At 68.1% G+C, this 11492-nt stretch carries 8 protein-coding genes and 1 pseudogene; 6 read left to right on the top strand and 3 right to left on the bottom strand.

The annotated features are described in order from the left end of the window. Window positions 1-247: 247 nt before the first annotated feature. On the bottom strand, window positions 248-1099 hold the full coding sequence (locus ACFYZA_RS39795) for a SigB/SigF/SigG family RNA polymerase sigma factor (protein ID WP_388495088.1): 852 nt from the start codon (window positions 1097-1099) through the stop codon (window positions 248-250). Window positions 1100-1320: 221 nt separating this feature from the next. Between ACFYZA_RS39795 and ACFYZA_RS39790 the strand changes: the two genes are divergently transcribed. After that, the gene (locus ACFYZA_RS39790; protein WP_388495087.1) at window positions 1321-2430 is read left to right on the top strand and encodes a glutamate--cysteine ligase; all 1110 of its coding nucleotides are present in this window, start codon (window positions 1321-1323) and stop codon (window positions 2428-2430) included. Between the two features lie 268 nt (window positions 2431-2698). Here ACFYZA_RS39790 and ACFYZA_RS39785 read toward each other — a convergent pair whose 3' ends face one another. Next, window positions 2699-3184, bottom strand: coding sequence for a DUF6328 family protein (locus tag ACFYZA_RS39785; protein WP_388495086.1), 486 nt, complete (start codon window positions 3182-3184; stop codon window positions 2699-2701). Between the two features lie 428 nt (window positions 3185-3612). On the opposite strand from ACFYZA_RS39785, the gene ACFYZA_RS39780 reads away from it, so the two are divergent. From ACFYZA_RS39780 to ACFYZA_RS39765, 4 genes and pseudogenes are all read left to right on the top strand, one after another. Then, window positions 3613-4797 carry an alcohol dehydrogenase catalytic domain-containing protein gene (locus ACFYZA_RS39780; RefSeq protein WP_388495085.1) on the top strand — a complete coding sequence of 395 codons (1185 nt, stop codon included), beginning with the start codon at window positions 3613-3615 and terminating at the stop codon, window positions 4795-4797. 407 nt (window positions 4798-5204) lie between these two features. After that, window positions 5205-6158 (top strand): LLM class F420-dependent oxidoreductase, encoded by a 954-nt coding sequence (locus ACFYZA_RS39775; protein WP_388495084.1) that lies wholly within the window; start codon window positions 5205-5207, stop codon window positions 6156-6158. A gap of 90 nt (window positions 6159-6248) precedes the next feature. Continuing rightward, window positions 6249-6455 (top strand): hypothetical protein, encoded by a 207-nt coding sequence (locus tag ACFYZA_RS39770; RefSeq protein ID WP_385022223.1) that lies wholly within the window; start codon window positions 6249-6251, stop codon window positions 6453-6455. Between the two features lie 698 nt (window positions 6456-7153). Beyond that, a pseudogene (locus ACFYZA_RS39765) lies at window positions 7154-7534 on the top strand (hypothetical protein). An 878-nt stretch (window positions 7535-8412) separates the two neighbouring features. On the opposite strand, the gene ACFYZA_RS39760 reads toward ACFYZA_RS39765, so the two are convergent. After that, window positions 8413-9153 (bottom strand): SDR family NAD(P)-dependent oxidoreductase, encoded by a 741-nt coding sequence (locus tag ACFYZA_RS39760; protein WP_388495083.1) that lies wholly within the window; start codon window positions 9151-9153, stop codon window positions 8413-8415. Window positions 9154-9392: 239 nt separating this feature from the next. Here ACFYZA_RS39760 and ACFYZA_RS39755 point away from each other — a divergent pair, with 239 nt between their 5' ends. Then, window positions 9393-11309: a non-ribosomal peptide synthetase gene (locus tag ACFYZA_RS39755; protein ID WP_388495082.1), complete on the top strand. Its 1917-nt coding sequence runs from the start codon at window positions 9393-9395 to the stop codon at window positions 11307-11309. The last annotated feature ends 183 nt before the right edge of the window (window positions 11310-11492 follow it).

The raw sequence follows: 11492 nt of genomic DNA, 5'->3' as shown, positions 1-11492 counted from the left end.
CAACATTCCTCGCTTTCCACCCGACGTCCATTCGAGTCGTCACGGTGCGTACACCGTGGCGGACAGCGTGCCCCGGGAAACCGGGTTGATGCGGGCCGGAGCGGGTTCGTGGATAGAGCCGGACCAGCTGCTGAGATCGAGGCCGCAGCCTGCCCCGGTCATACCGGCGTGCGAAGGAGCCGGACCCCCGGGGTGGCCACGCTTCGTTTCTCAGTTCTTCGAGCTCGCCGCTGCAGCGAGCGGACCTCTATGCGGTGGCTGCTTCGTCGAGCATGCCGGCGCGGAGCTTGGCGATGATCTTGTTGAGGAGGCGGGAGACCTGCATCTGGGAGACGCCGATCTCGGTGCCGATCTGCGCCTGGGTGAGCTCTTGTCCGAAGCGCATGCTGACAATGAGGCGTTCGCGTTCGTCGAGCTGATCCATCAGGGGAGCGAGGGCGTGGAGGTTCTCGACCTGTTCCATGCCGGGGTCGTCCCCGCCGACGAAGTCGGCCACGCTCCGTGTCTTGGTGCTCGCTGACTGACCCGCGTCCTCCATGTCGGTGGGCATGTCGAGGGAGCCGGCGGTGTAGCCGTTGGCCGCGACGATCCCGTCGATGACGTCGTCCTCGTCCAGCTTGAGGTGGGCGGCCAGTTCCTTCACCGTCGGGTCGCGGTCCAGCTGGAGCGCGAGATGTTCCTTGGCTTTGGCGATCTCGGTGCGCAGTTCCTGTAGGCGGCGCGGTACGTGGACGGCCCAGGTGGTGTCGCGGAAGAACCGCTTGATCTCGCCCACGATGTAGGGGACGGCGAACGAGGTGAACTCGACCTCGCGCGAGAGGTCGAACCGGTCGATGGCCTTGATCAGACCGATCATGCCGACCTGAGTCACGTCCTCCATCTCACCGCTGCCACGGTTGCGGAAGCGGCTCGCCGCGAAGCGGACCAGGGACATGTTCATTTCGATCAGCGTGTTACGGGCGTACTGGTACTCAGGAGTTCCCTCCTCCAGGACCTGCAGCTGGTCGAAGAACACCTTCGACAGCGCGCGGGCATCCCGAGGAGCCACCTTGCCCGCGTCCTCCACCCACGGCAGCTCACACGACGTCGCGACGGCCACGTCAGACTCCGCAGTGCCACCTTCTATTAGATTCTGCTGCTCTAGTACCGCTCCTGCTGCCACGCGGACTCACCCTCCAGCCCCTGTTGATCAATGCCCGGGTGGGCGTATGCCCTGGTCTGCCTTGAGCATGCGCCCACTTCCTGTATCGGATGCCCGACGCTGGTCCGTGCCTCTGCTCTCTGCTGGTAGGAGGGCGCGGCGCCGGGTATCCACTCTGTGTGATCACTGTTGGGGTTGAAGAGGAGTACCTGCTGCTGGACCCGGAGACCGGACACCCGGTTGCCCGGTCGGAGGAGGTGCGCCGCGCCGCAGGTCTTGACGATGTCGCGGGCGAGGACGAGGTACAGCCCGAGCTTCTGCAGGCCCAGGTGGAGACCGCCACGCCGGTGTGCCAGGAGCTGACCGAGGTGGCCGGGCATCTGCTGCGGCTGCGCCACGCTCTGAGTGAGGCAGCCGAAGCCTCGGGCTGCCGGCTGGCCGCTACCGCGTCGGCTCCCGTCATGGGCGAGGGGCAGGTACCGGTCACCAGCGGCCGCCGCTACGTGCGGTTGCACGACCAGGGCGGCCGCATCGCGGAGGAACTCCTGGTCAACGGGATGCATGTGCATGTCGGGATGCCGGACCGGGAAACGGGCGTGGCGGTCCTGAACCGCATCCGGGTGTGGCTGCCCACGCTGCTGGCGACGTCGGCGAACTCCCCCTTCTGGAAGGGACAGGACACGCTGTTCGCGAGCTGGCGCACCCTCGCCTTCACCCGCTGGCCCGTCTGCGGCCCGCCCCCGCGCTTCGACGGCCTCGCCGACTACGAGGAGAGCCTCGACGCACTGGTGGCATCCACCGTCATCGGCGACACGGGCCAGCTGTACTGGCAGGCACGCCTGTCCGAGCACTACCCCACGGTGGAAGTGCGCTGCATGGACGTCCAACTCCGGGTCGACGACGCGGCCATGCTTGCCGGGATCGTGCGAGCCCTGGCAGCCACCGCACTGTGCGAACACAAGGACGACGTCCCCGAACCTGTGTGCCGACCCGAACTCCTACAGGCCAGCATGTGGCACGCGGCCCGTCACGGCCTCAGCTCCACCCTCCTGGACCCGGGCGGCCGTCCCCTCGCCGCGGGTGATGTGCTGTACCGGCTCGTCGAGCACATCACCCCGGCCCTCGAGGAGCACGGCGACATGCGACACGTCGAACCCCTCCTGCACCGCCTCCTGCGCGAGGGCACAGGCGCCGACCAACAGCGCCACATCGTGGAAGAGGGAGGCATCCCGGCGCTGATCGACTTCATCACCCAGGAGACCGTCCTCGGCGCACCAGAGACGCACTGACCCCGCCCGTCTGCCACCTGTGGATGCGCCAACTCCATGGGGGGAAGCCGGAGAAGCACCCCACCCCGAGCATGCATTGCCTGCCGGTGCTTCACGAGCGCGAACTCGTCCCGGTCAATGCATCCAAGAATGTCTGGCTCGTCAGCGGGCTGCATGTAGTAACGGCGAGGCGCCGATGTGCCGTTCGCCGTGTACGACGCAGCCGGTGTACGCGCCCGCAGGCCGCGAGGCGCGCGATGAACCGCGAGCGGGGGATAGTCTCGCGGCCTCAATCCTCCCGCGGTCGGTCATGGTGCAGCCTGCGGGCGAGCGCGGGCAGCACGAACCAGCAGCCGATGAACCAGCAGACCACGCCGGCCACCAGCCAGGGCGCGAGCGCGTTGTGCAGCGCGACGCGCAGGACGAGCAGCAGGGAACTCGCCACTGTGCACAGCAAGAGCACCAGACCGATGACGGTGAGCCGCGAGGCCCAGACGACGGTCTGCGGCTTCAGACGCTGCCCCGCCAGCATCCGGTGAAAGGAGACCGGCCCGACCAATGCTCCGGTGGTCGCTGCTCCCAGCACCACGGTGATGACGTAGATGGCGCGGTCGGTGTCGCCGAGGGCGGTGAACCGCTGCTGGAACACGACCGCGAGCAGGAAGCCGAAGAGGATCTGCACCCCGGTCTGGGCAACCCTCAGTTCCTGGAGGAGATCACCCCACTTGCGGTCGGCCCGCTCTTCGACCGTCTCATCCCGGCCCCATTCCGTCACGTGCACCACCTCCTGCATCCCGATACCCGTCCGTGCCGACAGGAACCGCGCCTACTGCCAGGCGCAGTAGCGCGGCGTGTGGCGGACTCTCAGACTGGACTAGATGGTGGCGAAGCACAGGGCAGTGCGGCTGCCGTACTGCCCAGACGACGGCCTACGAATTCGTCGGTGCGGGTATGCCCCCGAGCGCGGTGTCTGCCCGCTATATCTGGCTCGGCATGACGGACGAACACAGGGTGCGGAATGCCGTGAGTGCTTGATCCACATCGCGCGGCACTCTGCTGCGGGTGATGCTTGATGGCTGTAGGCGGAAGGTCGTAGGGGACCGAGCCCATCCGGTCTGTACGCCGCCGAGGCTACGGATGCGTCCGAACCGCTACCCGTACCGCGCATGGCCCGAACCATCGAGAGATCGAGAGGTGCACAGCATGCGTGCTCTCACGTGGCAAGGCAGGCGGGACGTCCGGGTTGAGACGGTTTCTGATCCCCGGATCGAACAGTCCGACGACGTCGTCGTACGGGTCACCTCCACCGGCATCTGCGGCTCCGACCTGCATCTGTACGAAGTTCTCGGGCCCTTCCTCGACCCCGGTGACATCCTGGGGCACGAGGCCATGGGCGTCGTCGAAGAGGTCGGCCCACAGGTGCGTGCCGTATCCGCCGGCGACCGTGTCGTCATCCCGTTCAACCTCTCGTGCGGCACCTGTTTCATGTGTTGCCAGGGGCTCCACTCGCAGTGCGAGACGACGCAAGTGCATGAGTACGGGTCCGGAGCCTCCCTCTTCGGCTACACCAAGCTCTACGGACAGGTGCCGGGCGGCCAGGCCGAGTACCTGCGGGTGCCGTTCGGCAACCACCTTCCGATCAAGGTGCCCGAGGGGCCGGCCGACGACCGCTTCGTCTATCTCTCCGATGTCCTGCCGACCGCCTGGCAGGCCGTCGAATACGCCTCCGTTCCCCCTGGCGGCTCGCTCACCGTGCTCGGACTCGGCCCGGTCGGCGACATGGCCACGCGCATCGCCCAGCACCGGGGCGCGGGGCTGGTCATCGGCGTGGACCTCGTGGACGAGCGCCTCGAACGTGCTACCGCCCACGGCGTGACCTGCCTGGACCTGCGCCGTCACGAGAAGGATCTCCTCGAAGCGGTGCACGAGCTGACGCACGGGCGCGGAACCGACGCGGTGATCGACGCGGTCGGCATGGAGGCACACGGCAACTCGATGACCAAGGCCGCCCAGTGGGCCACCTCACTGCTGCCCGACGGACTGGCGCGCCCGTTCATGGAAAAGGCGGGCCTCGACCGTCTCAGCGCCCTCTACGCGGCAATCGACCTCGTCCGACGCGGTGGCACCATATCGATCTCCGGTGTCTACGGCGGGGCCCTGGACCCCATGCCTCTCCTGCGCATGTTCGACAAGCAGATCCAGTTCCGCATGGGGCAGGCGAACGTCTGGCGCTGGGTGCCGGACATCCTGCCGCTGCTCACCGACGCGGACCCTCTTGGCGTGGACAACTTCGCCACCCACCATCTTCCGCTGGAGGACGCTCCGCAGGCGTACGCGGCCTTCCAGGCCAAGCAGGACGGCATGATCAAAACCCTGCTGCGCCCCTGAGAACGCGCGCAGCCGAGCCCCCACATCAGCGTCATCCTCGGCGGTCCCGGTTGTCGTTCGCGTAGGGCGGCCCGCGCGGCGGTGGCGCCCCGCCGTCACGTGCCGCCCTGGTCGAGCGCCGCACGCTCGGGGGCTCCAGTTCGACGGTGCGGAGATAGCCGTCGATTTTGCTGGACGGGCCAGGTGGCCACCCCCGGCGGGACCCCGTCCTGGCCGAAGCCAGCAGCCACGGGGCCCGCCCGGGCGGGCACACCTCTCCGCTCACATGCCGTAGGCGCGAGCCGCGCCTAGGGTGACGAATGACGGAACTGGACAAGGAGCGTTGGACGCTTGGCACCTCTCGGTTTCCGGTGGAGCTCCGGGGTCACCCGGGTGGGGATGTGACGTGCTGTCTGTGAGGAGAATCGATGACTGAGTTCGGGTACTTCCTCTCCTGTGAGGAGCACACCCCTGCCGAGCTGGTGGAGCAGGCGAGGATGGCGGAACAGGCCGGATTCTCGGCGCTGTGGATCTCCGACCACTACCACCCGTGGAACGACGAACAGGGGCAGGCCCCGTTCGTCTGGTCCGTGATCGGCGCGCTGTCCCAGGCGGTCTCGCTCCCGGTGGAGACCGCGGTGACCTGCCCCATCATCCGGACGCACCCCGCCGTGATCGCCCAGGCCGCGGCCACCAGTGCCGTGCAGCTCGGCGGGCGCTTCCGACTGGGCATCGGCAGCGGCGAGGCCCTCAACGAGCACATCCTGGGCGACTCGTGGCCGGAGGCCCCGGTCCGCCTGGAGATGCTGGAGGAGGCCGTCCGGGTGATGCGCCAGCTCTTCACCGGCGAGCAGGTCAGCCACCACGGCAAGCACTACACGGTGGAGAACGCGCGTCTCTACACCGTCCCGGACGAGCCCGTGCCCATCGACGTCTCCGCCTTCGGGCCGCTGGCCGCGGAGGTGGCGGGGCGGATCGGGGACGGCTTCATCACCATGTCGCCCGACACCGCGTCCATCGAGCGCTTCCGGCGCAGCGGCGGGGGCACCAAGCCGGTGTACGCCGGGCTCAAGGTCTGCTGGGGCGCCGACGAGGAAGAGGCGGTCCGCACCGCGCACCGGCTGTGGGCCAACGAGCAGCTGCCCGGGGAACTGCCTCAAATCCTGCCCACCCCGCGCCACTTCGAGCAGGCGTCGGAGCTCGTCACGCCCGACCGGGTACGCGAGAACGTCACGTGCGGGCCGGATCCGGACGCCCATGTGGCGGCGGTCAAGGAGTACGTGGACGCGGGCTTCGACACCGTCTACATCAACCAGATCGGCAAGGACCAGCAGGGCTTCTTCGACTTCTACCGCACCAAGGTGCTGCCCCAACTCGGCTGACATCGCTCTGTTCGACAAGCCCGCCCGGGGTAGATGAACAGCCAAGATCGCGAAGCCCACGCACGCTGAACCCACTTGATCAGGAGAGTCATGGCACGCCACGAGCAAGATTCCGCCCAGCACAACGACGAGCAGCGCCCGGACACGGCGCTCGGCGAGGTTCTCAAGGAGTTCGAAGAGGCAGAGACGCATCACGTGGGCCGTGCAGAAGCCGGAAAGAGCGACCGGCGCGCTGGCGAGGCGGGAGACGCTCTCACGCCGAACGAAGAGGCCCAAGAGGACGCGGATCACGCCTGAGACCGCGCGTCGTCCTCGCCCCGTCTCGCGGACCGCACGCCTGGCGCAGGCTTGCGGTCCGTCGCACACCCCTCTTACTGCTTCAGAAGGCTTTGTCGATGGCTCGCTTCGGCACTGTCGTGCGCAGTTGGCAGCACTGGCGGTGCGGTCGCGACCTGGCGGTCCCGGCCGGTTCGACCGACGTCGAGGATGCCAACCGCCGTTTCCTCCTCTACGGCGTCCTGCCGCTCTGGGTCCTTCCAGGGGTCACCGACTGGTGGATGCACCGGCGCACCCGCATCGAACACGCGACAGGGGTCAAGGAATCCGCCGTGCACGCGCTCATGATGGCCGAGGCCGGACTCCCGGTCGCCATGGGCCTGCTCGCCAAGATCAACCCCTTGGTCCTGTCGGCCATGGGCACAGCAGCCGTCGCCATGGGGCGACCGTCCTGTATGACGTGTCGATCGCCACGGAGAAGCGCGAAGTGCGCCCGCTGGAACAGCACATCCAGAGCTTCCTCGAAGTACTCCCGCTGGCCGGCATGGCCTGCACCGCGTGCCTCCACGCGGACGAGGTACGCGCCGCAGTGCGTGGCCGACGCGGCCCCGACGACTGGAAACTTCTACGCAGGAGTGGAACGGCTACGCCCCCAGCGCGGCCGAGTAGCGGGACCTCGACGCCGAGCTGGACCGTCGTCTGGAACGGGCAGCCGGCCGGTGAGCGGGGCGATCCACATCGTTTTGGACGAAACGGCGATGGCTGCGGCCGGGCAGGGCAACCTCCTGGCCTCCCGGCTGATCCACCGTGCGCACGCCGAACCGGACTGGTTCCTGTACGCCCCGGTATGCGCGCTGGTTCGAAGCCGACCGGGCCCGCCCCGGGACGGCCGAGCACCTCGTCGCGATGCCCGGCACACCGTCCCCGACCTCGACCTGTCGGTCGCCCTGGCCGTCGCAGGCGAAGAGACGTGGGCAGCAGCCCACGCCCAGTACACAGCCCAGCCCACCCCTGACCGGCCCGACGGCGCCATCATCGCCACCACCGTCCCCCAGCAGTGGGAGAGCCGCCAGGTCCGGGTCTTGGATCTCACTCCCTGACCACACCCACCGCGCACCGGATACCTGGCAGACGTCAAAAGTAGCGACGGCAGCAGATGGCGAGTCCCACCAACTGGAACGGCACTCCGACCACACCTCAGCTACGTGCTCGAGTCGGCTGCGGCCTCGTCGCTGCGCGCCTGAACACGAGGGTTCCCAGGCGCCGCTGCGGGGGGATCGTCGTATTGGGGCAGGAGGCCGCTCAACCTCCCCAGGCATCCCCGGCCCTCCTGCATCCCGAAACCTGGTGCCCAGGCGCGCGCCCGTCATGCGCCTCCCGCGCATCCGTGCAACGCCCTGACACCGACTAGCGCCCGATGAGTGCTCCGCTCCGCCACCCACCGAGTGCCGGGTCCAACTCCAACAGGATCGGCGCTTCCCCTACACCCTGAGTGATCGCCATGAGAAGCTGTGCAGCGAGCTGAGACCGTGGGCTGGCCGCAATAGCCGAGCACCTAGACGCCCCCCAGACCCCGGGGCGGCGGTCTCGCACAGCTCGGCCGTCTTCGCCGGCGAGGACAGCCGCACCGGAGCAAGGCGAGATGCGGACGGCGCTGCCGTCCAGACCAGGCTGGTCGCTCCTTCGAGTGCGGCACGCCTCTGCCCGACAGACCGGGACGAATCCGGTGTTCTTCCTCGCCCAGCTCGGCGCGCGGTGAGCTGCTCGACGCCGAGCGAATGCCGGACTGCACTGTGCTGTAAGGGGGTTGGTGCTTCGGTACGCCAGACCGTGTTCATCGACTGGCTCGGACCCATGGGCGAGCTGGGCAGCAACGGAGAGTTTGACGTCCGACTCGGCCGTTTCAGCTCAGAAGCCGCGCTTGACCTACTTCCCGGCACCGGACCCCCCAGGCCGTCCCGCATGAGAGACCGGAATTTCAGACGATGTGGCGTCCGCCGTCGACGGTCAGGACGTCTCCCGTCGTATAGGCAGCATTTACGAGGTAAAGCGCGGCCTCCGCAACGTCCTGCGGTGTTCCCACACGGCGCAGCGGGGTGTTGGCGCTGATCCAGTCGCGCGAGCTCTCCCAGACCTCCTCCGCCTCCCGGTACCAGGGCGTGTCGATGAGCCCGGGGGCGACGGCGTTGACCCGGATCGAGGGGCCGAGCTGTGAGGCCAGCAGTCGCGTCATGTGATTGACGGAGGCCTTGCTGACGGCGTAGGGGATGGAGCTTCCCAGCGCCCGAGTGGCCGAAACAGAGCTGATGTTGACGATGGAGGCGTTACCGGAGGCGCGTAGGTGCGGGGTGGCCGCCGTAATCATCTGCCAGGCGCCGATCACGTTGACCTCGAAGATATCCCGCCAGACGTCGGCGTCGGCCCCCTCGAGGTCGTCCAGCGGGATGAACCGGGTGGTGCCGGCGTTGTTCACCAGGATGTCGAGCCGTCCGCAGGCGTCGACCGCGCTCTGGACGATCCGCTTCGCGTCCTGTGCGTCGGCCACGTCTCCCTGGACGTACACGGCATCCGGGAGTTGCGCGGCCAGTTCCTTTCCGTCCGCTTCGCTACGGTTTGAATTGACAATGACCCTTATTCCTTCCGAAGCGAATCGCCGGGCAATGGAAGCCCCAATTCCAGATGACGATCCGGTGATCAGCGCAACGCGATTCTCACTCATTGCAATCCCCTTGATATGTGCTCGTTGACAAGGTCTGGAAAACGATCATAGTCTACCGCTGTGCGGAACAAGAATTCCGCATTGTGGAAAAAGAGTCCCCGCAGCGCATGTATCGGGGTGCTATGTCTGAATTGCCGTGGTGTTCTCAAGTGGCTTTCCCTGGTCATGCAGGGGCGTTTGGTTGCTGCTTCGCACCCGGAAATTCCAGATATCAAGTACAGGAACACTGGGGGAGATTCATGGGTTCGTCGCCCATCGATAGATCGTCGCGTGGCTTCGGGGGAGTCCACCGCCTTGTCGCCGAGCGCGTCCAGGATTCCCCGCACGCCTGCGCCGTCCGGGTAGCCGGTACCGGACTGGAGCTGACGTACCGGCAGCTCTGGGACCGAGCCGGCATGACGGCGGCCGTTCTCGGGGGTCACGGCATCGGGGCGGGCGGACTGGTGGCCGTGGACCTGAATCGCGGCGCCGATCTGATCGTCGCCCTCCTCGGCATAGTCCGCGCGGGGGCCGCCTACCTGCCCCTCGACGGCCATGCCCCGGCCGACCGGGTGACCGCCGTACTTAAGGACTCCGGGGCCCAGGCTGTGTTCGTGGGCCGGGGCGTCGAGCGCCGGGCACGCCCGCTCGACACCGGCGCCGCCACCCTCGTGCTGACGATCCCGGAGGCCGCAGAGTGCCCCTGCGCGACCGGCGCCGCCGCAGTGGGCGACGGGTATCCGGATGCCCAGGTGGACGAGGAGAGCGCGCTGTGTGTCGGATACACCTCGGGCTCGACCGGGCTCCCCAAGGGCGTGGTCGTACCGCACCGCGCCGTCCGGGACCTTGTCACCGATGCCGGTTATGGAGCCGTCACCGCCACGGACCGGGTCGCCCAGCTGGCCAACCCCGCCTTCGACGCCTTCACTTGGGAAGTCTGGAGCGCACTCACCGCCGGCGCCCCGCTCATCGTGCTGCCCTCTGTCGTCGAGGTGGATCTGGAGCGCTGGACGGAGCTGCTCGTCAGCGAGCGAGTCAGCACTGCTCTGCTCACCACCTCGCTCTTCCACATGGTGGCCCGTGAAGCGCCGGCCGCCCTCGGCAGCCTGCGCGAACTGTTGGTCGGAGGCGAACAGCTTGATCTGGCCGCCACCCTGCGGGTACTCGCTGCGGGCGGCCCGCAGAAGCTGGTGAACATCTACGGCCCCACCGAGACCACCGTCTTCGCCACCTGCTTCGTGTGCACCGAGGAGTCCCTCGTCGGCCGTGCCCGCGTTCCCGTCGGGCACCCGGTGCGCCGGGCCAGGCTGTTCCTGCTCGACGAGGCCCTGCGGCCCGTGGCCCCCGGCGAAATTGCCGAACTCTGCGTGGGCGGACCCTCCGTGACAAGCGGCTACCTGAACCAGCCCGAGCGCACGGAACAGTCCTATGTCCGGTTCGAGGACGGCGCCGGGTTCGCGGGGACGGTCTACCGCACCGGGGACCTCGTCCGCCTGCTTCCCGACGGCTCGTACGAGGTCGTCGGCCGGGCCGACCGGCAGGTCAAGCTGCGGGGCTTCCGCATCGAGCTGGAGGAGGTGGAGCAGACGGCCCTCGCCACGGGCCGGACCGATGCCGCTTTTGTGGAGAAGTTCGGCGAGAGCCACAACGCCAGGCTCGTTGGTGCCTTCCTCCTTCCCCCGCAGGCAGCTGCCGGTTCCGAACCCGCCTCCGATCCGGCCCGAGAGCTGGCCGAGGCCCTGGCCGAGCGCCTGCCCGGGTACATGCTGCCCGTGCGCTGGCTGCCCTTGACCGAGATCCCCTACGGCTCCACGGGCAAGACCGACCGCTCCCGGGTCAAGCAGCTGCTGACCGACTTCGCGGAGTCCTCAGCGGACGGCCGGAATGCGGAGCCCGCCGAACCCGGTGCTTGCAGGGTCGACGGAGGGGACGATCCAGTGACGCGGCGGATCGTCGAGACCTGGGCCGAACTCCTCGGAGTGCCGGGCGCCACGATCGAGGACGCCGACGATTTCATCGGTCTGGGTGGCAACTCGATCCTCGCCACCCAGGCCGCGTTCCGGCTCACCGAACAGCTCGGCACCCCGCTCGACCCCACCGACGTCCTGCTTGCCCCGAGCCTCGCCGACCTGGCCGGACGGCTCCGTACCGAGCTGCGCGAGGCCGACCGGACCTGAAGCCCCCGGTCCGGAAGCCACCCCTTACCCGAAGCCACCGCCGGCGAACACCTTGGCCGCCAGCACCCGGTAGCCGATCATCGCAGCCGATCACCCGGTGTTGAACCGCCCGGTGCCGAACCTCCAGCCGTGAAGTTCCCGGCTTGACCAACCCGCTGTGAGCCACCCGCAAGGAGAGTCACC

The organism is Streptomyces sp. NPDC001828, from assembly GCF_042892175.1.
In the GTDB taxonomy this organism is placed as follows: Bacteria; Actinomycetota; Actinomycetes; order Streptomycetales; family Streptomycetaceae; genus Streptomyces.
Note: the sequence above shows the minus strand (reverse complement) of the source record. Positions and strands in the feature narration are given on the sequence as shown.